Source organism: Streptomyces sp. NPDC101227 (genome assembly GCF_044767545.1).
In the GTDB taxonomy this organism is placed as follows: domain Bacteria; phylum Actinomycetota; class Actinomycetes; order Streptomycetales; family Streptomycetaceae; genus Streptomyces.
Genome location: NZ_JBIWOD010000024.1, coordinates 1 through 23,781, shown reverse-complemented (window position 1 = coordinate 23,781; position 23,781 = coordinate 1). Strand labels below are relative to the sequence as shown.

At 72.6% G+C, this 23,781-nt stretch carries 19 protein-coding genes; 13 read left to right on the top strand and 6 right to left on the bottom strand.

The window, feature by feature from the left end; genetic code table 11:
* The first annotated feature begins 82 nt into the window (after positions 1-82).
* The 4 genes from ACIRPT_RS36350 (at position 83) to ACIRPT_RS36335 (ending at position 3,606) form a co-directional block, all read left to right on the top strand.
* Positions 83-253 (top strand): hypothetical protein, encoded by a 171-nt coding sequence (locus ACIRPT_RS36350; RefSeq protein WP_403497315.1) that lies wholly within the window; start codon positions 83-85, stop codon positions 251-253.
* A 169-nt stretch (positions 254-422) separates the two neighbouring features.
* Positions 423-878: a hypothetical protein gene (locus ACIRPT_RS36345; protein WP_403835312.1), complete on the top strand. Its 456-nt coding sequence runs from the start codon at positions 423-425 to the stop codon at positions 876-878.
* A complete protein-coding gene (locus tag ACIRPT_RS36340) occupies positions 878-2,953 on the top strand; it encodes a caspase family protein (RefSeq protein ID WP_403835309.1) in 2,076 nt (691 codons plus the stop codon). Before ACIRPT_RS36345 ends, ACIRPT_RS36340 begins: the two co-directional genes overlap by 1 nt.
* A gap of 14 nt (positions 2,954-2,967) precedes the next feature.
* On the top strand, positions 2,968-3,606 hold the full coding sequence (locus tag ACIRPT_RS36335; RefSeq protein ID WP_403835307.1) for a hypothetical protein: 639 nt from the start codon (positions 2,968-2,970) through the stop codon (positions 3,604-3,606).
* 54 nt (positions 3,607-3,660) lie between these two features.
* Here the strand turns inward: ACIRPT_RS36335 and ACIRPT_RS36330 are convergent, their stop codons facing one another.
* Positions 3,661-4,428 carry a LysR family transcriptional regulator substrate-binding protein gene (locus ACIRPT_RS36330; protein WP_403835304.1) on the bottom strand — a complete coding sequence of 256 codons (768 nt, stop codon included), beginning with the start codon at positions 4,426-4,428 and terminating at the stop codon, positions 3,661-3,663.
* Positions 4,429-4,486: 58 nt separating this feature from the next.
* Between ACIRPT_RS36330 and ACIRPT_RS36325 the strand changes: the two genes are divergently transcribed.
* A complete protein-coding gene (locus ACIRPT_RS36325) occupies positions 4,487-4,906 on the top strand; it encodes a DUF5997 family protein (protein WP_403497325.1) in 420 nt (139 codons plus the stop codon).
* A 100-nt stretch (positions 4,907-5,006) separates the two neighbouring features.
* Here ACIRPT_RS36325 and ACIRPT_RS36320 read toward each other — a convergent pair whose 3' ends face one another.
* Positions 5,007-5,627 carry an L-threonylcarbamoyladenylate synthase gene (locus ACIRPT_RS36320; RefSeq protein ID WP_403497327.1) on the bottom strand — a complete coding sequence of 207 codons (621 nt, stop codon included), beginning with the start codon at positions 5,625-5,627 and terminating at the stop codon, positions 5,007-5,009.
* 862 nt (positions 5,628-6,489) lie between these two features.
* On the opposite strand from ACIRPT_RS36320, the gene ACIRPT_RS36315 reads away from it, so the two are divergent.
* Positions 6,490-7,044, top strand: a complete 555-nt coding sequence (locus tag ACIRPT_RS36315) for an ATP-binding cassette domain-containing protein (RefSeq protein WP_403835300.1) — start codon at positions 6,490-6,492, stop codon at positions 7,042-7,044.
* Positions 7,045-7,089: 45 nt separating this feature from the next.
* Here the strand turns inward: ACIRPT_RS36315 and ACIRPT_RS36310 are convergent, their stop codons facing one another.
* Both ACIRPT_RS36310 and ACIRPT_RS36305 read right to left on the bottom strand, forming a co-directional pair.
* Positions 7,090-7,851, bottom strand: coding sequence for a thioesterase II family protein (locus ACIRPT_RS36310; RefSeq protein ID WP_403835298.1), 762 nt, complete (start codon positions 7,849-7,851; stop codon positions 7,090-7,092).
* Between the two features lie 3 nt (positions 7,852-7,854).
* Positions 7,855-9,150 (bottom strand): MFS transporter, encoded by a 1,296-nt coding sequence (locus ACIRPT_RS36305; RefSeq protein ID WP_403835295.1) that lies wholly within the window; start codon positions 9,148-9,150, stop codon positions 7,855-7,857.
* 238 nt (positions 9,151-9,388) lie between these two features.
* On the opposite strand from ACIRPT_RS36305, the gene ACIRPT_RS36300 reads away from it, so the two are divergent.
* Both ACIRPT_RS36300 and ACIRPT_RS36295 read left to right on the top strand, forming a co-directional pair.
* Complete coding sequence (locus ACIRPT_RS36300) at positions 9,389-9,592, top strand: hypothetical protein (RefSeq protein WP_403497334.1); 204 nt, start codon at positions 9,389-9,391, stop codon at positions 9,590-9,592.
* Positions 9,593-9,676: 84 nt separating this feature from the next.
* On the top strand, positions 9,677-10,108 hold the full coding sequence (locus tag ACIRPT_RS36295) for a hypothetical protein (protein WP_403497336.1): 432 nt from the start codon (positions 9,677-9,679) through the stop codon (positions 10,106-10,108).
* A 302-nt stretch (positions 10,109-10,410) separates the two neighbouring features.
* Here the strand turns inward: ACIRPT_RS36295 and ACIRPT_RS36290 are convergent, their stop codons facing one another.
* The gene (locus ACIRPT_RS36290) at positions 10,411-11,082 is read right to left on the bottom strand and encodes a response regulator transcription factor (RefSeq protein ID WP_403497338.1); all 672 of its coding nucleotides are present in this window, start codon (positions 11,080-11,082) and stop codon (positions 10,411-10,413) included.
* Positions 11,070-12,281, bottom strand: coding sequence for a sensor histidine kinase (locus ACIRPT_RS36285; protein WP_403835292.1), 1,212 nt, complete (start codon positions 12,279-12,281; stop codon positions 11,070-11,072). The genes ACIRPT_RS36290 and ACIRPT_RS36285 overlap by 13 nt, the downstream gene beginning before the upstream one ends.
* A 273-nt stretch (positions 12,282-12,554) precedes the next feature.
* On the opposite strand from ACIRPT_RS36285, the gene ACIRPT_RS36280 reads away from it, so the two are divergent.
* The 5 genes from ACIRPT_RS36280 to ACIRPT_RS36260 all read left to right on the top strand — a co-directional run.
* Positions 12,555-13,364, top strand: coding sequence for an ABC transporter ATP-binding protein (locus ACIRPT_RS36280; RefSeq protein WP_403835289.1), 810 nt, complete (start codon positions 12,555-12,557; stop codon positions 13,362-13,364).
* Between the two features lie 5 nt (positions 13,365-13,369).
* The gene (locus ACIRPT_RS36275; protein WP_403835510.1) at positions 13,370-16,117 is read left to right on the top strand and encodes an FtsX-like permease family protein; all 2,748 of its coding nucleotides are present in this window, start codon (positions 13,370-13,372) and stop codon (positions 16,115-16,117) included.
* A gap of 38 nt (positions 16,118-16,155) precedes the next feature.
* Positions 16,156-16,569 (top strand): hypothetical protein, encoded by a 414-nt coding sequence (locus ACIRPT_RS36270; protein WP_403835286.1) that lies wholly within the window; start codon positions 16,156-16,158, stop codon positions 16,567-16,569.
* Between the two features lie 213 nt (positions 16,570-16,782).
* Positions 16,783-18,123 (top strand): serine hydrolase domain-containing protein, encoded by a 1,341-nt coding sequence (locus ACIRPT_RS36265; protein ID WP_403835284.1) that lies wholly within the window; start codon positions 16,783-16,785, stop codon positions 18,121-18,123.
* A 58-nt stretch (positions 18,124-18,181) separates the two neighbouring features.
* On the top strand, positions 18,182-23,781 hold a 5,600-nt coding region (locus ACIRPT_RS36260; protein ID WP_403835281.1), incomplete at its 3' end, for an amino acid adenylation domain-containing protein.

Here is a 23,781-nt window from a genome sequence, read left to right as displayed (position 1 = left end):
TCCGCCCGAAATGCACTCTTCGCGCCTGCATGCAAGTCTGGTAGCGGCCCATAGTCCGAGATCCGCCACAGGAGGCACGATCGTGGGCAAGAAACAGACCCGGCAGAACCGTGGCGCCCGTACCGGTGGGCATGAGCGCAGCGCCGCCACGGAGGCGAAGGGGCAGACGAAGGCGACGGCCCCGCATGAGGCAGAGCCCCCGCTCTCGAAGCACGTCGCCCAGAAGCAGCTGCGGAAGTTCGGCCACAACTGATCTTCGGAGGCCGGCCGCGGCCGAGTGCGTAGCGGTGGCAACCGGCATGTAGGTGCCACCGCCGAGGGGGTGGTGCGTTCCGGGACCGGCACTCGGCCGGGCGCACATAGTGGGTGATGGCGCGCAACAGCCGTTCCGGACAAGGCCGTTGTGTCTATCGTGGACCACCATGGAAGAGCGGATGGACGGCCTGCGCGTCGAGATCGGCGTGGCGGCGGATGACGCGGACCTCGCGATCCTCGATCTGTACCGGTGGCTGCGGCAGGACCCCGACGTCCGCGATCACGCCGAGCTGAGCCTCGTACCGCCGCGCGCCGGCGACGGCACGATGGGAGCGGTCGAGATCATCGACCTGGTGCTCGGCCAGGGATTCGCCGCGGTCAATCTCGCGCTCGCCTGTGCCGCCTGGCGCGCCGCACGCCCGGCCGCCCCCGCGATCACCCTCACCGCCAACGGGACATCGATCACGGTGCGGGGGAACTGCGACGACGCAACGCTGCAGCGGATCGTGGCGGCCTTGCATCCCGCCTCGACCGAGGTGGCCCCCTCGCCGGACGCGGCGGGGCCGCGGCGGCCCGGGAGCGAGCCGGAGGGTGAGCCGGAAGCCGCGCCGGGGAGCGCGTGATGGGCTTGCCGGACCCCGCCACCTCCCGTGCGTTGATCATCGGTGTCGGGGCCTACGAATCGCTGCCCGGCCTGCCGTCCGTCGCCAACAACGTCGCCCGGCTCTCGGAGTTGCTGACCCACGCCGATGTCTGGGGCCTCCCCGAAGAGCATTGCGTCGTCCTGTCCGATCCCCGTTCTCCCGTGGACGTCATCGATGCCGTGCATGCCGCCGCGGCCGAGGCACGGGACGCCTTCGTGGTCTATTTCGCGGGACACGGGCTGCTGTCGCCGGAAGCCGATCTGTACCTTGCGCTGCCGGACTCGCATGCCGAACGGCTGCACCACGCGGTGGAGTACAACCGGCTCCGCGATGTGCTGGTCAATGTGTGTACGGCCCGTAGCCGGGTGGTGGTCCTGGACTGCTGCTACAGCGCGCGTGCCCTGGCAGGACGCCTGGGTACGCCGGTCGACTTCGCCGATCACACCAGGGTCGACGGGACCTACCTGATGACGGCGTGCGCGGAGACCAAGACGGCCCTGGCGCCGCCGGGCGAGGACTACACGGCATTCACCGGCGAGCTGATCAAGACGCTGAGCGAGGGGGTACCCGCCGGGCCCGACCTGCTGGACATGGATGCGGTCTTCTGGCACGTACGAAGGGAGCTGATCGCCAAAAACCGGCCGGTGCCGCAGCAGCGCGCCCGCAATGCCGGCCACAGCATCACCCTCGTCCGCAACCGCTGGTCGGGAGCGCGCAGCCCGGAGGCCCTCGCGTACGGGCAGGCGCTGCGCGAGGCGTGCCGGTCCGCCGAAGACCGGGGGCTGCCCCCGCGGCTGCTCGCCGACTCGGCCGGACTCTCCGCTTCCGCGCTCCACCGGTACTTACAGGGAGGACGCCTCGCGCCCCGGGACTTCCTGGAAAGGCTCAGGGCCCTGTCCGTCGAGCACCGCCTGGCGCCGCCGCCCGAGGACCTGGACCGGCTCGATCTCCTGCGCCGCCGGGCACAACAGGCGGACCCGGACGCCGAGATCCGGCTGGAGTACTGGCAGGAGGAGACCGAGCGGCTCAAGGCGGACCTCGACGCGGCCGCGCACGAGCGCGCGGCCCAGCACGACCGGGCGCGCGGCCAACTGGCCGACCTCGAAGGGAAGTTGGCGGCCCTCGGGTGGGAACTCGACGCCGCCGTCGCCCGCGCGGAGGAGGCCGAACGCGAACGTGACGCTCTGCTGCTGCACCGCGAAGAGGCCGAGCGCGAGTGCGACGCGTCGCACGCCGCCGGGGACCGCCAGCGCCGCCAGCTGGCGTACGCCCGCGACTACACCCGCGGCCTCGAGAACGATCTGACCGCGCAGAAGGACCGGGTCCGGCTGCTGCAAAGGGAAGTCACCGTGCTGCACGGGCAGGTCCGGACGCTGCTCGGCGAGCGGGCGGCCACCGACGCCTCGGACTCCGGGCCGGACATGCTCGTCGGCGTGGCGCGGGCCGTGGCGGACGCCACGGCCGGGGAGGGGGCCGACCCGCCGCCCGGGAGCGGTCCGCCGTCCGGACCGCGGCATGCCCCGGGAACGGCGGAGAGCACCGATGGCGGCACCCCGGCAGCACCCGGGCGCACGCTGCGCGGACTGTGCATCGCGCTCGTCGTGCTCGCCGTCCTCTACACGCTGGTCGCCGGGATCCTCAGCGTCGTCAGCATCCCTCTGGAGTACGGCGACGGAAGGGAGCCGGCCGCCGCGACGGCCGGGGCGCGTAACTATGTCTGGGATGTGCGGCACAGCGTCGTCAGCACCTTCCGGCCCGGGAGCGCCCGCTCCGCCGACGGGCTGCGGGGCAGCCTCAGCCTCTCGGTCCCCGCCGCCTGTACGGACCGCACGCTCCACTGGCAGGTCACCGTCGACGGACACGCGGCCGGACGCGGGACGCTCCGGGGAAAGCGGAGTTACGACGTGCCCGCGCAGTACGCCGTGGACCACACTCCGAGCAAGGTCACGGTCTTCGCCGACTGGGACGGCGGCAGCGGCTCCTGCTCCGCCTTCGGCCTGGTCTGGCACACACCGGAACTGTCCGGCCGCTTCGACCTGCTGTTCCCGTTCTAGAGACGGCGGGGGCCATGGACGACGCCGAAGCGAAGCCGGGGCACAACGGTGAGAAGAACGGCGAGCGGAACAGCGACGAGAACAGCGACGAGAACAGCGACGGGAACACCGACAACAACGCCGAGAGCACGGAGAAGGCCGAGCGCACCCCCATGACGCGCGGGGAGAAGTTCGCCTGTGCTCTGATCTGCGCCATGTTCCCGGGCCTGCTGATCTTCGCCTCCCTGATGGAACCGGTCGACCTGGTGCCATCCGGCGGTGCGCCGCCCGTCAGCGAAGAGGTGAAGGTCAGTACGGAGGAGGACCCGCACCGGTTCCACACCTGGGACGTGACCGAAGGGATGGCGAGCACCTTCCGTCGCGATGGCCATGTCCTGGGCATCGGCGACGCCCGGCTGCGGGGGCGTCTGACGGTGTCGGTGCCCGACGGATGCATCGACAGGGCCGTCCGGTGGGTGATCACCGTCGACGGCGAGCGCACCGCCCAGGGCACCCTGAAGTGGCTGCGGAAATACGAGCTGGCCACCGACTACACCCTGGACCACACGCCCGGCACGGTCACCGTCTCCGCCCGCTGGGACGGTGGCGACGACGAGTGCCCCTCGTTCCACCTGGTCTGGGACAGCCCCCGGATCCGCAAGGGACCGGATTGACGCACTCGCGTCGGCGCCCGGTCCGTTTCTTCGGCGTCGGGGGAGCGGAGGGGGCTACGAGCGACGGCGAGGCTTGCCGCGCTTGCCGCCCTTCGGGCCGCCGGAACCGCCCCGTGGGTTCTTGCCCGTCGCCTTGCCGGTCGATTTGCGGGCCGCGGGCTTGCGCGGTGCGCCGCCCGCCTGGGGGCGCTTCGGCTCTGCCGGGGCGGCGGCGCGGCCCCGGGTGCTGTTGACCGTCCGGCCCCGGACGATCCCGATGAAGTCCTCCACCATGTCGGTGGTGGCATCCTCCGGCCACGACAGCGCGACGCTCGACTGGGGGGCGTCCGTGACCGGCCGGTAGGTGAGGTCCTTGCGGTGGTGCAGCCGGGCGAGCGACTGCGGGACGAAGAGGAGCCCCACCCCCGCCGCGACCAGTTCGATGGCGTCCGCGGTCGTGGCCGGGCGCTCGTACGCGGGCCGTCCCGGCCGGGGCTCCCACTCGAGGGTGTCGTCGAGGGGATGCAGCACGATCTCGTCGGCCAGGTCCTCGGCGGACACCTCCTCGACCGCCGCCACAATGTGGTCCTTGGGGACCACGACCACGGTCGTCTCGGTGTAGAGGGGGATCGCGCTGAAGTACGTCCGGTCGACCGGCAGGCGCACAAAACCAGCATCGGCGCCGCCGTCCCGCAGGACGTCGGAGGCCTCGGCGGCGGACACCGCGACGAGGGCCAGGGGGGTATCGGGCAGCCGCTCGTTCCAGATACGCACCCATTTGGCCGGGGTCACGCCTGGGACATACGCGAGCCGGAACGAAGGGGATGCGTCGGAGCCTGTCACTCCGCCAGGTTACCGGTCGTGTTCGGAGGCATCGCACACGCTCGCTACTCTTGACAGCATGACGTCGCACCAGACCACCCAGACGATGAAGCCCGCAACAGCGGCAAAGAAGCTGGGTGTGTACCTCGAGGCCACCCCCGCCGAGTTCCAGGAGGGTGTTGTCTCGCGCAGCGAGCTCAATGCGCTGCAGGCCAATCCGCCCGAGTGGCTGGTGGAGCTGCGGCGCAACGGCCCGCACCCCCGCCCGGTGGTCGCGGCGAAGCTGGGCATCTCCATCTCGGGTCTCGCGCGGGGCGGTATCACGGAAGCCCTCACCACCGAGCAGATCGATGCGCTGAAGCAGGACGCTCCCGAGTGGTTGCAGAAGGAACGCGCCACCCAGGCCGAGGTCCGGAAGGAAGCGGTGCGGATCAAGGAGAAGCAGAAGGAGAAGAACGCCGAAAAGGGCGCCGAAAAGGGCGCGGAAAACGGGCGCTGAGAAGACCGCGGACAAGACCGCGGCGCGAGGCGGTCCACCCCGCCGGCCGCGTTCTTGACCGCTGTGCCTCCCTTGTCCCTCCCTGACGACGCCGACGCGGCTACTCGAACCGCGCGGTGTCGCCTCCCCCTCGGCGAACGATCTCGAGTTCGCCGCCGGAGAAGTCGATGACCGTGGTGGGCTCGGTGCCGCAGTCGCCCGAGTCGATCACGGCGTCCACCACATGGTCGAGCCGGTCCTTGATCTCCCAGCCCTGTGTCATCGGCTCGTCGTCGTCGGGCAGCAGCAGGGTGCTGGAGAGCAGCGGCTCACCGAGCTCGGCGAGCAGGGCCTGGGCGACGACATGGTCCGGGATCCGGACTCCGACCGTCTTCTTCTTCGGGTGCAGCAGCTGGCGTGGCACCTCCTTGGTCGCCGGGAGGATGAAGGTGTAACTGCCGGGCGTCGCCGCCTTGATCGTGCGGAACACGTCATTATCGACGTGCACGAACTGACCCAGCTGCGCGAAGTTCTGGCAGACGAGGGTGAAGTGGTGACGATCGTCGAGGTCGCGGATCGACCGGATCCGGTCGATGCCGTCGCGGCTGCCCAGCTGACACCCCAGCGCGAAACAGGAGTCCGTCGGGTACACGACGAGCGCGCCGGAGCGGATGCTGTCAGCCACATTGCTGATGGTGCGCCGCTGAGGATTCTCTGGGTGCACGTCGAAATACTTCGCCATCCGCAGAGTCTAGGTCGTCCCGGCCGCCGCGCTCGGGCGGGCACGGCGGCGCCGCGGCGCCCGGACCTCCGGCGAGTGGACCCGTGGGGCCGCATCGCTCCGGGTACGTCGTCGCCGTGGCGGACTCCGGATCTCCGGTGTTGCGAAGCGAGGACCGAACGCCGTTTTGGTGCTGACACCCGGCGCGATCGGATCCGGCCTTGACGGCCGAAATCCGCGCCGCGTCTCGCATTGTGGGCGTTGTCGGCGTGGCGTGTTGAGTTACGTCCGAATATCACCGGTGAGACGTATATCGATCGGCGTGCCGCCGGTGGGTGCGCCGGAAAATCGGCCGATACGCGAGTAGATAGACGGGGCGATACGGCGGCGATAACCAGGGAAGCATGCGGCGATATGTGAGGGATTTGTGAAGCGGTGTACGGGTGTCGCCCGCATATTCCGGCCCCTTTCTCGCCATGCTGCGGCCGAAATTGCATCATGCCGCCTCGCGGACTTCTCCGGGCGGCCCCGGCCCGGAATCCGTAAGGGGGTGATGTGGCGTTAAACAGACAGTCCCGGGCAACGGGTGCAGCCGAGACAAGAGGCCCGTGTGCTGGGTAAACGGGAGTAACAGCGGAGGGGGCGATGCCGTGCCGCTGGTTTGATACGGTGCCAGGTCCGACGGTTTTCGCGCTGCCGAGTCCCGACGCGCCGAGGTGGGAGAGGGTGCTCGCACTACGGCCTTGGGTGAGCTACCTGTACCAGTGACCCACTTGTGAACCCCCTGTTCGGTGTTGCTCGGAATAGGTATGTTGGGCGCATCTGATACGTCAGGCGGGGCGCGGCGGCGGATGATTTCGCCGCGGTATAGGAGAAGGCATCGATGAGCCACGTGAAGTCGAGTGAATTTATCGACCGCGCGCCCGACGTCGTCACGCTCGATAACGTAACGAAAATCTATGACTCGGTCCCGAGCGCGGTGTATGCGCTGCGCGGTGTGAGCCTCACGGTAAGGGCGGGGGTGTTCCTTGCGGTAATGGGCAAGGGGAAGTCCGGAAAGACGACTCTGCTGAAGTGTCTTTCCGGGGAGATACAGCCGTCGTCCGGGTCCCTGAGCCGCCGTGCCGGGGCACAGGGCGGGGTCATGGTGTCCTGGCCGGCGGCGCCGGGGGACGCCTCGTCGCTGGAGGCCGCGCTCGCCCGGCGTCCCGAGCTGCTGCTCGCCGATGAGGCGTCGGAGGAGTGCGGCGCGGCGCTGCGGCGCGCGGTGGAGGACCGGGGCGTTGCGGTGGTCATGGCGACGACGGCACCGGCCGCGGCGGCGCGGGCCGATGCCGTCGTGTTCCTGAACGACGGGGCGGTGGTCGACATGGTCGCCGACGCCGGCCCGCAGACGATCAGGGAGTGTCTGGAGCGGGCCGGCGGCTTCGGCGCGTGAGCCGGCGGCCGTGAACCACCGGCCGGCGGGCCGTCCGCCCGTGGGCTATCGGCCGGTGACCGTCCGGCCGAGCGTCCGGCCGACGATCTCCAGCAGCGGGGCGGCCTCCCGCAGGAAGAAGTGATCGCCGGTCAGCTCGTGGGAGGTGAAGCGGCCGCTGACGTGCTCGGCCCAGTCCTGGACCTGCCGGTGGGTGGCCTCCGGGTCGGCGGACCCGGCGAACGCGGTCACGTCCACGGGGATCACGGCCTCCGGGGCCGGCACGCAGTTCTCCGCGAGCGCGAAGTCGGCGCGCAGCATGGGCAGCAGCAGCTCGATCAGCTCGGGATTCTCCAGGAACTCGGGCGGGGCGCCGTTCATCTTCCGTATCTCCGCCAGCAGTTCACCGTCGGGCAGGGTGTGCCGCAGAACCGGGCTGGGGTGCGGAACGCAGCCGGAGACGAAGACATGCACGGGCAGGGCGGCGCCGCCCTCGCACAGGTGCTGGGCGAGGGAGAAGGCGATTTCGCCGCCCATGCTGTGGCCGAAGAAGGCGAAGGGCTTGTCGAACCAGCCCGCCAGGTTCTCCGCGAGCTGCGGTACGAGGTCCTCGACACGGGTCCGGGGCGGTTCGCCGAAGCGTTCCTCGCGGCCCGGCAGCAGTACGGGGCAGACCTCGATGGTCTCCGGCAGAAAGCGGCTCCATGAAGTGAAGAGGCTGGAGCCGCCGCCGGCGTAGGGGAAGCAGAACAGCCGGACGGCGGCCGCGGGCCGCGCCGGGCGGGCGACCGCCCAGCGGGGCGAGGCGGAGCGTGGGTTGACGGGCATGGGTCACCTTTCCGAGAGTTCCTCGGTTTCCGAGGTGGATACGGGGAGCAACGCGCCCTCCGCCGCCGCAGGTTCGCCGCTGACGGAGGTGAACCCGCGCAGCGCGGGGCTCAGGCCCGCGGCGAGCGCGGCCAGCAGCAGAACGCCGCTACAGGCCAGGACGGCCGTCGTCCGGCCGCCGGTGTCCACCAGGAGACCGCCGAGCAGCGGCCCCGCGGCGCCCGCGGCCCCGCCGGCCAGCCCCAGCGCCGCGCTGACCCGGCCGCGCAGCCGGTCGGGCGTGCGCGACATCTGGTACGTCACCACGGCGGTCTGCACGGTGGGCGCCAGGAAGGCGATGGCGGCGAGGACGGCGCCGAAGAGGTAGCCGTTGGTCCGCACCAGGAGGAGCGGCGTCAGGGCGGCGCCCAGCCAACCCAGCAGGATGATCGCGGCGCGGGGCGTGAGGAGCCGGTGCATACGGGGCGCCAGCAGCGCGCCGGCCAGGCCGCCGGCGCCGACCAGCACGCCGATGGCGCCGATCTCGGCGGCGGCGATGTCCGCGCGCTCAGCGACCGTGAGAACGATGAGGTAGAGCGCGTTGAAGCAGACGCTCACGCCGATCGCGACCAGCATGCTCGCCCGGATGACGGGACGGTGCCAGATCCAGCCGATGCCCTCGCGGATCTCGCTGCCCAGGGAGCTCGGTTCGCCGCTGCGACCGCCGTCGGTGTCCGCCGCGTCCGGTCCCTTGAGCCGCAGGAAGAGCAGCATCACGAACGAGCCCGCGTAGGTGACCGCGTTGACCAGGAACGGCAGGGCCTTGTGGGCGGTGAAGAGGAAACCGCCGATGCCGGGGCCCGCCAGGGTGGCGATATAGCTGCGGGCCGCGCTGACCGAGACGGCCGTCGGCAGCTGCTCCCTGGTGACGACCTGGGGGAGGGCGGCCTCCTCGGCGGGGGCGAACATCGCGGCGGCCGCACCGTCCACCACCGCGACCGCCACGATGTACGGGAACGACACCCCGTCGCCGAGCAGCGCCAGCGCCAGACCAACCATCATCGGGACCCGGGCCAGCTCGCACAGCAGCATGATGCGCTTGCGGTGCCAGCGGTCGATCAGCGCACCGGCCGGAATGAGGACCACCAGCCGGGTGAGGGCGCTGACGGCGCCGGCCGCGCCCGCGTTGACGGCCGAGTCGGTGAGCATGAGGATCAGCAGCGGCAGCGCGAACACCGAGATCTGCGCGCCGAGTTCGGAGAGCGCCTGGCTGCCCCACAGCAGGTGGTAGTGGGTGTTGCGGCGCAGCGGGACGGTCATGGGCGCATGCTGTCATCGGCCTCCCGGCCGCGGCAGGTGTTTAAGGCTGAGCGCAACTGCCCTGGTGGGGAGGGTGATTGTGGCCGTGCCGGGCTCGCTGAACCCGGGATGGTGGTGCAGGCTCCACCCCGGTTCGGGGGTGCGGTGTACTGACCGGCGCCGGCCGCTCGGACACCATGGATGGCAGACAGCGCGGCCCCCGGGCCGTGCGAGACGACGGTACGACTGGAGACTTCTCATGGCACGCACGAACCGCAAGAGCGGCTGGATCGTTCCCCCGCTGTTCGTCTTCTTCGCGGGCGCCATGCTGACGTCGGTGATTTCCCACGCGGTCACCGGCGGCACGCACACCGCCGTGATGATCGCGGGCTTCACCCTGGATGCCATTGCACTGCTCTGGGGAGTGCTGCGCTGGCAACGGGCCGGCAGCGCCGATGACTGAGCCGCTCGCACCGAGGCGGCACCGCGGCATCGCACCGGGCCGCCCCACAGACTTCCGGACAGACCTTCCGAGGAGAACAGCAGCATGAATGCGTCCATGGCCCGCAAAGGCCCCCTGCGCGGAAAGCGGAAGACCGCCACCAGGACGGCGATCGCGGCCCTCATCATGGTTCCGGCGGCATTCGGCATGGTCGCCTGTGAGAATTCCCCGCAAAAGGCCCTCGACCGAGGGGACGTCTGTCTGAAGATCCTGGACGTGGCACTCTTCGATCCTCATCCCAAGGACGCGGCGGCCGCGGAAAAGGACGTCAAGGACCGCGCCGACAAGCTGGACGCGCTGGCGAAGAAGACGGACGACGAGAAGATCCGCAAGGCCGCGCAGGACACCGCGAAGGAGCTGCGCCGCACCACTCCCGAGGAGCGGACGCCCAGTTCCGTCGCCGACTATGTGGCGGACCAGAACAAGCGGCTGAAGAGGCTGCGCAGCACCTGCACGTCCGTCGGCGACTACCTGTAACCGGTAGGCAATCGCCCCACGAACCGGGCTTTCCCGCGCGGCCGGCTGTCCCCCTGTCGGGGCCGCGCGGGAATCCCGCACCCGGGTGTTCGGAGTCCCCCGTCTCCGGACACCCGGGTTTTTCCTGCCCGGGTTCCGCTGCTTTTCCGGTGCGTTATCGCGTTCGCGTTCGCCTTCGTGGTGGCGTTCGCCTTCGCATCGATTTCCGCTGCGGCTTGCGCCTTGGCTTACGCTGCGGCCCTGCGCTTCGCGAGGGCGTTTCGGCTTCCCCCGCGGCTTCCGCTTCTCGCCCGCGGGCTTTCTCAGACCGCCGGGCTCTCCGGCGCGCTGTTGCCCAGATACGCCAGTACGGCCAGCACCCGGCGGTGCACGCTGCCGCCTTCCGGAGGCAGCCCGAGTTTGTCGAAGACGCCGCGGATGTGCTTGCTCACCGCGCGCTCGGTGATGACGAGTTTCTCCGCGATGGCGGCATTGGCCAGGCCCTGCGCCATCATTTCCAGCACCTCGTGCTCGCGCGGGGTCAGGCCCTGCAGCGGCCGGGCGGCGGCCTTCTGGCTGACGATTTCGGTGACGACCTCGGGGTCGAGCGCGGTGCCGCCGCTGGTGATGCGCTCCAGCGCCTCCAGGAACTGCTCGACGCGGCCGACCCGGTCCTTGAGGAGATAGCCGATCCCGCGGGCGCCCTGCGCCAGCAGCTCGGCGGCATAGGCCTGTTCGACGTACTGGGACAGCACCAGAATCGGCAGGTCGGGCAGTTCCTGCCGGGCCTGTACGGCGGCGCGCAGGCCCTCGTCGCGAAAGCTCGGCGGCAGCCGTACGTCCAGGACCGCGGCGTCGGGGCGGTGTTCGCGCAGCGCCGGCATCACCTCGGGACCGGCCGCGCAGGTGGCCACCACCTCATGGCCGTTGCTGGTCAGCAGCAGGACCATGCCCTCCCGTAGCAGCGCATTGTCCTCCGCGATCACGATCCGCACGGCAGCTCCACTTTCAGCTTGGTCGGCCCGCCCTTGGGGCTGGTGAGGCTGGTCGTGCCATCGAGTGCGGCGACCCGCCGGCGGATGCCGACCAGGCCGCTGCCGCCGTATTCATCGGCGCCGCCGCGACCGTCATCGGTCACGGTCACCTTCAACAGTCCGTTGCCCCGGGTGAATCGTACCGACGCCTGGGTGGCCTGGGAGTGTTTGCGAATATTGGTCAGCCCCTCGGCCACCACGAAATACGCCGCGGCCTCGACCGATGCGGGCAGCCGGCGGCCGTTCTCCACCGTATTCAGGCTCATTTCCACCGGGATGTCGGACGAGGCCGCCAGGGCCCGCACCGCGCCGGCCAGCCCCCGGTCGGTCAGGACCGGCGGATGGACCGTACGGACCACATGCCGCAGATCGGCCAGGGCGCCCTCGACGCCCGCCTGGGCCTCGTCGAGGCGGGCCAGCGTGGCATCCGGGTCGCTGCGCACCTGCTGCTTGGCCAGGCCGATACGGACCGAGAGCGCGACCAGCTGCGCCTGCACGCCGTCGTGCAAGTCCCGTTCGATGCGGCGCAGTTCGGCACTGTGTGCCTCCACCGCGCCGGCCCGGCTCTCCGACAGCTCGGCGACCCTCTCGGCCATCCGCGCCGAGGCCGAGGGGCGCAGCAGCGCCGCGGTCCACCGGGCCTGGGTGTCGGCCAGGGTGACGATATGGCGCAGCAGCAGCGACCGGCGCGGGGCCGCGGGCACGCCGTACGCGGCCTCGCGGCGCCGGGCGAGCAGGCCGCCCACGCCCATCCCCAGGCCGTCCACCAGCAGTCCGACCAGCCACAACGGCACGGTCAGCACGCTGAAGACGATATGGGTCAAGGTGGCCATCGGCAGCCACAGGGCGTCGCGCCAGGTGCCGGGGTCGGTCAGCGCCAGACGCAGCCGGTCGACGGTGGCGCCGTCGAGCGGGAGGTACTCCTCGGGGACCGGGGTGCCCAGCCAGCTTCCGGCGCGCACCCGCTCATATCCGGCCAGTCTGCGCAGCAGCCGGACGATCTCCGGCATCGCCGGGGCGCCGATCAGAAACAGCGTGAACAGCAGGCCGATCGGCACCAGGAAGGCGGTCAGAAAGCACAGCCAGGCGATCGGAATGCCGAAGTAGAGGTAGTAGCCGGCGTGCCAGGAGTTGCGTAACTGGGTGGTGAAGTCGTCCATCGAGGGCTCCCTCCGGGGCGGGACGCACAGCCGGTCCCGGCGCAAGGTGAGGATACGGATCACGCTAATGGCGCGGGGCGGAAAGCGCGGTGTGCCGGTCACCCCGGGCGATGGTGGAGCAGGCTGAACCCCGGGACGGGTGTGCGCTCCATCGTGTCCGCGGGCCGTGATCCATACCGTTCATGGCAGGTGGAAAAGCCATCGTGAACGGCAGCGGCCGGATGGCGCGGACGAGACCGGGCTGCCCGGTCGGACAAGGCCCGGAGGGCACACATGGTCAGGCTTCGCACGGCGAAACGTGCCACGACGGCGGCCGGCGGACACGCGGCCGCGCCTCCCGGCCCGGCGGCCGCGCTGACCCTGGAGTCGGTCACCCGTCGCTATCGCCGCGGCGGCCGCTCGGTCAATGCACTGGACGACGTCAGCCTCACCCTGCGGCGCGGCCGGTTCCTGGCGGTCATGGGCCGCTCCGGCTCCGGCAAGACCACGTTTCTGCAGTGCGCCGCCGGACTCGACCGGCCCACGTCGGGCACGGTACGGATCGGCGAGACCGATCTGTCGAAGCTCAGCGAGGCGGGCCTAACGCGGCTGCGCCGGGACCGGGTCGGCTTCGTCTTCCAGGCGCTGAATCTGGTGCCGTCGCTGTCCGTCGCGGAGAACACCGCGCTGCCGCTGCTGCTGGGCGGCGACCGGCCCGAGGACCCGGCCGTACGGGAGCGGGCGCTGGGTGTCCTGGCCGCGGTGGGGCTGGCCGACCGGGCCGACGACTCGCCGCTGACGCTCTCCGGCGGCCAGCAGCAGCGGGTGGCGATCGCCCGCGCACTGGTCACCGACCCCGCCGTGATCTTCGCGGACGAGCCGACCGGCGCCCTCGACCCGGTCACCGCCCGCGATGTGCTGACGCTGCTGCGCGACGCGGTGGACCGCGAGGGACACACCGTGGTGATGGTCACCCACGACCCGGTGGCCGCGTCCTGGACGGACGAGGCGCTGTTCATCGAGGCCGGACGGATCGTCAGCCGGATGGAGCGCCCCGAACCGGACGCGGTGGCGCGGACGCTGGCCGGACTCGGGGAGCGGTGAACACCATGTCCCTCGCCACCGGATCGCGCCCCGGCCCCGCCGACGCCCCCACCGTGCGCCCCGACTCCCCGGCCCGCACCCTGCGCACCGCCCGTTTCCTCGCCAACCGTTCGCTGCGGCGGCACCGCAAGGCCTGGGCCGCGGTGTTCGCCGCCCTGGTCCTGACCTCGTTGCTGCTGGGCAGCTTCGCGCTGGCGACCCTGTCGGCGTTCATCGGCCACGCCCGGGTGGAGCGCTACGCCGCCACCACCGCGGTCGTCGCCGGCGACCAGACCACCCGCTACACCGCCAAGCCCTGGGGCGACCCGCCCATGACGGAGCGCCAGTCCCTCACCGAGCGGGTACGGGTGCCGCGCGCGGTGCTGTCGCGGATCTCCACGGTCCCCGGGGTCAAGGCGGCCGTCGGGGACGACGTCATCCCCGTCGCCGTCGCCGGGCACAACGGCGCGGCGGTGCCCGGCCCGAGCAGCGACTCCGGGAACGCCCCCGTCTTCGGGCACCCCTGGTCCGCCGCCGCGCTCGCCCCCTTCACGCTCCGCTCCGGACACGCCCCCCAGAGCCACCGACAGGTGGTCCTGGACGGCGACCTGGCCGCCCGCGCCGGGGTCCGCACGGGCGACCGCATCATGCTCCAGACGTTGGGCGCGCCCGCCTCGTACGAGGTCGCGGGCACCGCCGCCCCCAAGGCGCAGGGCGACGCCACCGGGCTCGCCCACCAGGGCGCCGTCTTCTTCGGCGACCGGGCCGCCCAGCGGCTGGCCGGGCACCCGGGCACCACCGACGCCATCGGCGTCCTCGCCGACCCCGGGGTGAACGTCCATCAGCTCTACCCCCGGCTGCGCCAGGCGCTCGACGGCGCGCACCCCGCCCGGGACGCCTCGGCCGGCAGCCGCTACAAGGAGGACTCCGGGGCGCTGCGGGTGCTGACCGGCAGCGGCCGGGGAGAGCCGGAGTTCCTGGAGTCGGCGCCCAGCCGGATGGGCCTGTTGATGCTGCTCGCGACGGTCTGTGCCACCGTCATCATGATCGCCGTACTGGTGGTCTCCAGCACCGTTGCCCAGGCCGTCCACCAGCGCTCCCGCGAGATGGCGCTGCTGCGCGCGGTCGGCGCCACGCCCCGGCAGCTGCGGGTCACCGTGGGCCGCGAGATCAATGTCGTGGCGGTGACCGCGGCGCTCCTCGGCGCGATCGGTGCGGTGCCGGTGTTCCTGCGGCTGATCTCGCTGCTCCAGGAGCGCCGGGCGGTGCCGATGGGGCTCGAACTGCCCACGCCGGTATGGATGTTCGCGGTTCCGGTGCTCACCGCCGGGCTGACCCTCGGGGTGGCCCGGATGTCCGCCGCGCTCGCCTGCGGCCGGATCGCCAAGGTCCGCCCGGCGCAGGCCATGGGCGAGGCGCAGCGCGAGCCGGCGCAGCCGGGGCGCGGGCGCACCGTCACCGGACTGGTGGTGCTCTTCCTCGGCATGAGCTCGGCCGGCACGGCGGCGCTCCAGTACGGGGAGCTGGCCGCGGCGGCCGCCAGTACGGCGGCGCTGGCGCTCGTCATCGCCTGTGCGCTGCTCGGCCCCTGGATCGCCCGCGGCTCGATGCGGCTGCTGGCCGTACCGGCGCGGCGGCTGGGCGGGCCGGGCGGCTATCTCGCGGCCGCCGCCTCCCGCTCCCAGTACCGCCGCCTCGGCGCCGCGATCACCCCCATCGTGCTGGTGGTGGCCTTCGTCGGCGTACAGCTCTCGGCCGGCGCGACCCTCGACCAGCAGGGCGGCACCCAGGCGGACAAGTCCCTGCACGCCCGGCTCGGTGTCACCACGAACGGGCCCGGCATCCCGGACGAGGCGGTGCGCCGCGTCGCGAGGGTGGACGGCGTCGCCGCGGCCACCGGCGTCCTGCACAGCACCGTCGTCCTGGCCCGCCGCGAGACCGGCGAACCGAAGCTGGACCGGCTGCCGGTCATGGGCGTCACCCCCGCGGCGCTGCCCGCCACCCTCGACCCCTCCGTCACCGCCGGCACGCTGAAGAACCTGGGCAGGGGCACGGTCGCGGTCGGGCAGAGCCGGGCCCGCTCGCTGGACCTGGAGATCGGCTCGAAGGTCACCATCCGCTACGGCGACGGCGCAGCGGTGCCGCTGAAGGTGGCCGCGATCTACGACAACTCCCTGGCCCTCGGCGACTTCCTCTTCGCCTCCCAGGAGCTGGCCCCGCATCTGGCCGCCCCGCTCAACTCCCGCATCCTGCTGAGCCTGAAGCCGGGCGCCGACCCCGCCGCCGTACGCCGGGCGCTGGCCGGTCCGCTGGCGTCCGCCGCCCTCGACACCAAGGTCGTGGACCGGCCCGAGGCCGAGCATCTGCAGGCCGAGGACCGGGGCATCGGCCAGGTGATCACCGTGGTCGCGGTGAGCGTGATCGGCGGCTTCACGGCCATCGCCGTGCTCAGCACGCTGACCCTGATCATGGTCGGCCGCCGCAACGAACTGGTCCTGCTGCGCCTGGTCGGCGCGAGTCGCCGGCAGCTGCGGTGGATGCTGCGCACCGAGGCGGCCATCGTCGTCACGGTCGGCGTGGTGGTCGGCGGGCTGGCCGCGGCGATCCCGCTGGCGGCGTTCAGTTTCTCGTTGACCGGTTCGTTGCCCTATATTCCGCCCGCCCAGGCAGGATTGATCGTCCTGACGGTGGTGGTGACGGCCGCGGCCGGGTACTTGCTGCCCGCCCGGTCGGCGCTGCGCACGCGGCATCCGGCCGGCCTGGGCCGCGGCTGAGCCCGCCCCCGCCGCACACGAGAGACGAGGAGAAATCCATGGCCCGACTGATGACGGCGGTCTTACTGGCGCTCATCGGGGCGGCGGCGCTCGTCCTGAGCGCCTTCCAGCCCTGGTACCAGGGGCGCGATCCCCGATCTGTGCCCGTAGCGGACCTGTTCACGGGGCTGACCGGCGAAGGCGGTGCGACGACCGCCACCTCGATGCTGCTGCCGCTGGCGGCGGCCGGCCTGCTGGCGCTGATCGCACTGGCGGCCCGTTCCAAGGTGGTGATGGCGCTGGCGGCGCTGGTGGGCCTGGCCACCTGTGTGCTGTGGCTGGTCCAGCAGATCCGGGACATCGCGCCGATCGCCTTCGACTGGACCGCGATCGAGCCCGGTCTGCGCAACGCCGGCGGGGGCGTACTGGTCCTGCTGATCGCCGTCGCGGTACTGCCCGCCAGAGAGCGCTGACCGCGGCACCGGGTCGGCACCGGCCCCTCCAGTTCCCCCTTTTCGCCCTTCTGAGCTGCATCTTTACCACTGCACTTAAAGCCCTGTTCGAACCATTCGCCCTCCTGAAGACTTCCTCTTGAGCGGCCGGCCACATGCGGGTGATGCGGCCGGCCGCCGCGCCGGCCGCATCCCGCGGCCGGATCGCGGTCAGGGGAGAGGAAGGTCGACGCGGTGCACGGGGACTATGCGGATCCAGCGGGTTGCGGCGCCGGCGACGGCGCTCCCATCAGCCTCGACCTGGACCGTCTCGCCCGTGACTGCGGCGTCGTCGGCGGGCAGCTGGCAATCCATCACCAAGGCACCCTGACCACCTGGGAGTTCGGCGAGGAGGAGCCCGGCGGCGGGCGTCCGGTGCACGCCGGGTCGTCGTTCCCGTACGGGTCGGTGACCAAGGCGTTCACCGCCACCGCCGTTCTGCAACTGGCCGGCGACGGGGACCTGGACCTGGACCGTCCCGTACGGGAACTGCTCCCCGAGGCCGAGGCCGACGCCGCGAGCGGGTTCGCGACCGATACGTGGGCGGGCGACGGCCCCCCGGCCCTCGCCGCCACCCTCCGTCAGCTCCTCAGCCACACCGCCGGACTCCCGTCCGACCACGACGACGAGGACGCCTCCTCGCTGCGCCGCTGGCTGGCCGGTTTCCTGGCGGCGCCGGCCGGCTCCTGGCCCGCGCCCGGCTCCTTCTCCTACTCCAACGTCGGCTACGGCATCGCGGGCCGCGTCGTGGAGTCCGTCACCGGACTGACCTGGTCCGAGGCGGTACGGGACTTCCTGCTGCGGCCGCTGGGCACCGCCATCACCGTGCTGCCCGCCGAAGCCGGCTCGCTGCCCGCGGGCGGTCTCGCGGGCAGCGCCGCCGACCTGGTACGGCTGGGCCGGCTGCATCTGGAGGAGCCGGACGACCTCGACGGCACGGCCCGGGGCGGCCTCGCCGACCCGGACGCGCTGCGGGAGATGACCCGGCCGACCGCCGGCGCCCACCCCTTCGGCCTGGCGGACGCCTGGGGACCGGGCCTGGGCCAGTTCGGCCCCGCGGACAACCGCTGGCTCGGCCACGACGGCACGCTCGACGGTGCCACCTGCCATCTGCGCATCCACCCCCGGCGCGGCACCGTCGTCGCGCTGACCACCAACTCCCCGACCGGGCAGGCCCTGTGGGACGCCGTGGTCGGCGCACTGCGGGACGCGGGCATCGCCGTCGGCGTACACCGCCCGGTGCCCCCGCGGGCCACCGGCGCGGCGGCCTTCGCGGACTGTGCGGGCACCTACCGCAACGGCGATCTCGCGGTGACCGTCGGCGTCGACGGCCCCCACCTTGTACTCGAACTCCCTGGCGGAGGGCGGGAGTTGGCGATGCCGCTCGCCCGCAGAACCTTCTCCTCGCGGGGGGCCGGCGCCTTCCTCGGGCGCTTCGTCACCGACGCGCGCTCCGACGCCGTCCACGCCCTCCAGTACAGCGGACGCACCCTCCTGCGGGAAGCGGGAGAGTTCCGCCGCGCACGGTCGCACTGACCCCCGACGGCGGTCAGCACACCTCACCCACACCAACGGCGCTCTATGGGGTCTCGGCATGAACTCTGACAACCGCTCCCTCACCCACGGCCGCCCCGCGGCGGGCGGCACGACCCTGCACGGACTCTTCGAGGCCCAGGCCGCCCGCCGGCCCGCCCACCCGGCCGTCGAATGCGGGCCCGTCCGGCTCGGCTACGGAGAGGTGGACCGGCGCGCCAACCGGCTCGCGCACCGCCTCGCCGCCCGGGGCGTGGGGCCCGAGACCCGGGTGGGCGTCTGCGTGCGACGCGGCCCCGAGCTGATCGTCGCCCTGCTGGCCGTCCTCAAGGCCGGCGGCGCCTATGTACCGCTGGACCCCCACTACCCCGCCGAGCGGCTGGCGTTCATGGTCGACGACGCCGGCATCGCCCTGGTGATCAGCACGTCGGACATCGACGCCCGCCCGCACAACGCGCCCGCCACCCTGCTCCTCGACGCCCCGCATCAGGAGCACACGCCGGACACCCCGCCCGCGCCCGGCGTCCTGCTCGACCACACCGCCTACGTCCTGTTCACCTCCGGCTCCACCGGCACCCCCAAGGGCGTGGCCGTCACCCACCGGGGCATCGAGGTGCTGGGCGCCGCGCACGCCGCCGCCCTGGACATCGACGAGGACAGCCGGGTGCTCCAGTTCGCCTCGCCCAACTTCGATGTGTCCATCGCCGACATGGTGCAGACGTGGTACGCGGGCGCGACGCTGGTGCTGCCCGCAGGACCCGCGCAGGCCGTCGGCGAGGCGATGGCCGATCTGCTCACCGGCGCGGCCGTCACCCACGCCATGATCCCGCCGTCGGTGCTGGCGACCGTCCCCCCGGCCGAGCTGCCGCTGCTGCGGGGCCTGGCCACCGGCGGCGAGCCGTGCCCGCCCGAGCTGGTCGCCCGCTGGGCCCGCGGCCGCCGGATGTTCAACGCGTACGGGCCGACCGAGGCCACCGTCACCGCCACCCTGCACGGGCCGCTGCCCACCGACGTGGACGGATCGCCGCACATCGGCCGGGCCGTCGAAGGGGTACGGGTCACCGCCCTGGACGAGCGGCTGCGGCCCGTCCCCGAAGGCGGCGTCGGCGAACTGTGCATCGCCGGGGACGGCCTGGCCCGCGGCTACCAGGGCCGCGCCGCACTCACCGCCGAACGCTTCGTCGCCGACCCCCACGGCCCCGCCGGATCCCGGATGTACCGCACCGGCGACCTGGTACGGCGGCTGCCGGGCGAGAACTACGAGTTCCTCGGCCGGGCCGACCACCAGGTCAAGATCCGCGGCCTGCGGGTGGAGCTCGGCGAGATCGAGACCGCGCTCACCGAGCACGAGCAGGTGCTGCAGTCCGTCGTCACCCTCACCACCACGACCGGCACCCCGCAGCTGGTCGCGCACTACGTCCCGCTGCGCCCCGCGACGTCCCCCACCGCCGCCGGCCTGCGGGCCCACCTCTCCGGGCGGCTGCCCGCCCATATGGTCCCCGCCGCCTTCGTCGCCATGGAACGGCTGCCGCTCACCCCCAACGGCAAGGTGGACCGCAAGGCACTGCCCGCGCCCGCCCCCGGCGAGCGGGCCGCCTACGTCGCCCCGCGCACCGACCTGGAAACCGCGCTCGCGGAGATCTGGGCCGAGGTGCTCGGCGTCAACCACATCGGCATCGAGGACGACTTCTTCCTGGCCGGCGGCGACTCCATCTCCGTACTGCGGATGGCCTTCCAAGTGGCCCGCCGGCTCGGGCTGACGCCCGCCACCACCGCGCTGATGGACCACCCCACGATCGCCGGGTTCGCGGCCCATCTCGCCACCGCCGGGCGCGCGGACACCGCCACGCCGCTCGTGCCCGTCAACCGGCACGCCGCGCTGGCGGCCTCCTCCGCCCAGCGGCGGCTGTGGTTCCTGGACACCTACGAGCCCGGAGCCGCCGCCTACAACTGCGCCACCGGCCTGCGCCTCACCGGCGAACTGGACCACCCCGCGCTCGCCGCCGCGCTCACCGCGCTGGTCGCCCGGCACGAGCCGCTGCGCACCACCTTCGCCGAGGCGGACGGCCGGGTCCTCCAGATCATCGGGGAGCCCACCGAGGTCGCGCTGCCCGTCACCGACCTGACCGACGCGCCCGCCGCCGACCGCGCCCGCCGCCTGGACCAGGCGCTGCGCGCCGAGGTCTCGGCCCCCTTCGACCTGCGCACCGGCCCCGTCCTGCGCGCCCTGCTGCTGCGCACCGCACCCACCGAGCAGCTGCTGCTGCTCACCGCGCACCACATCGCCGCCGACGCCTGGTCGATGGACGTCATGGCCCGCGAGCTGGGCGCGCTCTACGCCACCGCGCTGACCGCCCCGGACGCCGGCCCCGAGGGCCTCCTCGCCCGGACCGGCCTGCCGCCGCTGCCGGTCCAGTACGCCGACTTCGCCGCCTGGCACAACGACCGCCTCGACGCGCCGGACCTGGACGGACAACTCGCCTACTGGCAGCGGACGCTGGCGGACGTGGCGCCCCTGGAGCTGCCCACCGACCGGCCCCGCCCGGCGGTCCGCACCTCCGCCGGGGCCCGCCACCTCTTCGACCTCCCCGCCGGCACCGTCCAGGCGCTCACCGCGCTCGGCCACGAACAGGGCTGCACCCTCTTCGCCCCGCTCGCCGCGGCCGCGCAGCTGCTGCTCGCCCGCTGGTCCGGACAGCGGGACATCGCGCTGGGCACCGTCGACACCGGCCGCGACCGCGCCGAACTCGCCGATCTCGTCGGCTTCTTCGTCAACACCCTGGTGCTCCGCGCCGACGTCGATGAATCGCTGACGTTCAAGCGGTTCATCGCGCGCACCCGCGAGACCGTACGGGAGGCGCTCGAGCACGCCGCCGTGCCGTTCGACCGCGTCGTCGACGCCGTGCTCCCCGAGCGCGACCCTAGCCGCCCGCCGCTCATCCAGGCCGTCCTCGTCCTGCAGAACGCGCCCGTGGGCCTCCCGGAACTGCCCGGCATCGACGCCGCCGAACTCGAACTGCCCCGCGAGGCGGCGCTCTTCGACGTCACCATGGAGTTCTGGCAGCGGCCCGACGGCAGCCTGCGCGGCTCCGTCGAGTACAGCACCGACCTCTTCGACGCCGCCACCATCGAACGGTTCGCCCGCCATCTGCGCACCCTGCTCGGCGAGCTCGCCGAGACCCCCGACCGCCCCATGGCGCAGGCACGGATGCTCGGCGCGGCCGAGACCCGGCGCGTACTGGAGGACTGGAACGCCACCGAGCGCGGGATCGCCCCCGCCACCCTCCCCGCGCTCTTCGCCGCCCAGGCCGCCCGCACACCCGACGCCGTCGCCCTGCTGCACGGCGACACCCGCCTGACCTACGCGGAACTCGACGCCCGTACCGACGGGTTCGCCCACCACCTCGCCGCCCGCGGCGTACGGCCCGGCGACCGCGTGGCCGTCTGCCTGGAGCGCGGGCCCGAGCTGATCGCCGCCCTGCTCGGCATCCTCAAGGCCGGTGCGGCGTATGTGCCGCTGGACCCGAAGTACCCGGCCGCACGACGGAAGTTCATGACCGCGGACGCGGGCGTGGCGCTGCTGGTCACCGACCGGGCGCACCGGGATTCGAGCGGCCTGGAGCAGGTCCTCGTCGACGACGACCGCGCGGCCATCGACGCCGAACCGCGGCGGCCCCTCGCCGCCCGTATCACCCCCGACAGCGGCGCCTACGTCATCTACACCTCCGGCTCCACCGGCACCCCCAAGGGCACCCTCACCCCCCACCGGGCCATCGACCGCGTGGTGCGCCACACGCCCTACATCACCCTCACCGAGGGCGATGTCGTCGCCCAGCTGGCCTCGGTGTCCTTCGACGCCGCCACCTTCGAGATCTGGGGCGCGCTGCTCAACGGCGCCACCCTGGCCATCGCCCCGCCCGGCGTCCTCGCCGCCCCCGAGCTGGGCGCGTTCCTCTCCTCGCACGGCGTGACCACGCTGTGGCTGACCGCAGGGCTGTTCCACGAGGTCGTCGACGCGGACATCGAGGTACTGGCCGGACTGCGGCACCTGCTGGCCGGCGGCGACGCCCTCTCCGCCCGCCACTGCAAGGCCGTACTGGAGCGCCTGCCCGGTATCGCCCTGATCAACGGCTACGGCCCCACCGAGACCACCACCTTCGCCGCCGCCGGACGCCTGCTGCCCGAACACCTCACCCACGACGCCGTGCCCATCGGCCGGCCCATCGGGGACACCCGGCTCTATGTGCTCGACGACCGGCTGCGCCCCGTCGGCCAGGGCATCGTCGGCGAGCTCCACATCGCCGGCGAGGGCCTGGCCCAGGGCTACGCGGGCCGGCCCGGCCTGAGCGCGGAACGATTCGTCGCCGACCCCTTCGGCGCCCCGGGCACGCGGATGTACCGCACCGGAGACCTGGTGCGCTGGACCGCCGCCGGGATGCTGGAGTTCCTCGGTCGCGGCGACGACCAGGTCAAGGTGCGCGGCTTCCGCATCGAGCCGGGCGAGATCGAGGCGGCGCTGGCCGCCCACCCGGACGTGGCGCGCGCCGTGGTCGTGGCCACCGCGGGCCGCAACGGCGCCAAGCAGCTGGCCGGGTACGCCGTACCGCGGCCCGGCGCCACCCTGGACGCCGCCGCGCTGCGCGCCCATCTGTCCGCCACCCTGCCCGACCACATGGTCCCGGCCCGCTATGCGGTCCTGGACGCGCTGCCGCTCACGCCGAACGGCAAGGTGGACCGCCGCGCGCTGCCCGCGCCCGAGGCCGCGGGTGACGGCTCGGCGCGGCTCGCGCCGCGCACGCCGGTGGAGGAGACCCTCGCCGCCATCTGGGCGGAGGTGCTGGGCGTGGAGGCGGTCGGCGTCGAGGACAACTTCTTCGACCTGGGCGGCGACTCCATCCTCAGCATCCAGGTCATCTCCCGCGCCCGCCGGGCCGGCCTGGTGCTCGCCTCGCAGGACATCTTCGTACGGCAGACCGTCGCCGAACTCGCCGCCGGGCTGCAGAGCGCGGCCGACGACACCGACGGTCTCGACGAGCCCCCCGTGGAGGGCCCCGTGGTACTGACCCCCATCCAGCGCTGGTTCTTCCGCACCCACCGCAAGGCGCCGCACCACTTCAACCAGGCGCTCCACCTCGAGCTGACGCCCGGCACCGACCCCGAGGCCCTCGCGGGCGCGGTGGCCGCGGTGGTCGCGCACCACGACGCGCTGCGGCTGCGCTACGAGCGCACCGGCGCGGGCTGGCGGCAGCGCAACCTCGCCGAGGACAAGACGGCCACCCTCGACCGGCACGACCTCTCCGCCCTCCCGGCCGAGGCCCACGAGACCGCCATGACGGAGATCACCGACGCCCTCCAGACGGGCTTCGATCTCTCCGCGGGCCCGCTGATCCGCTTCGCCCTCTTCGAACTCGCCGCGGGCAACGCCCAGTTGGTGGTGGTCGCCCATCACTTGGTGATGGACGGGGTGTCGTGGCGGGTGCTGCTGGAGGACCTGGCGGTGGCGTACGGGCAGCTGGCGTCGGGTGCGGCGGTGGATCTGGGTCCCAAGACGACGTCGTTCCAGGAGTGGGCGTCGCGGCTGCGGTCGCATGTCGAGGAGGGTGGCTTCGACGAGGAGCTGGCGTACTGGTCGGCGGTGGGCGAGGACGTCCCGACCGCGCT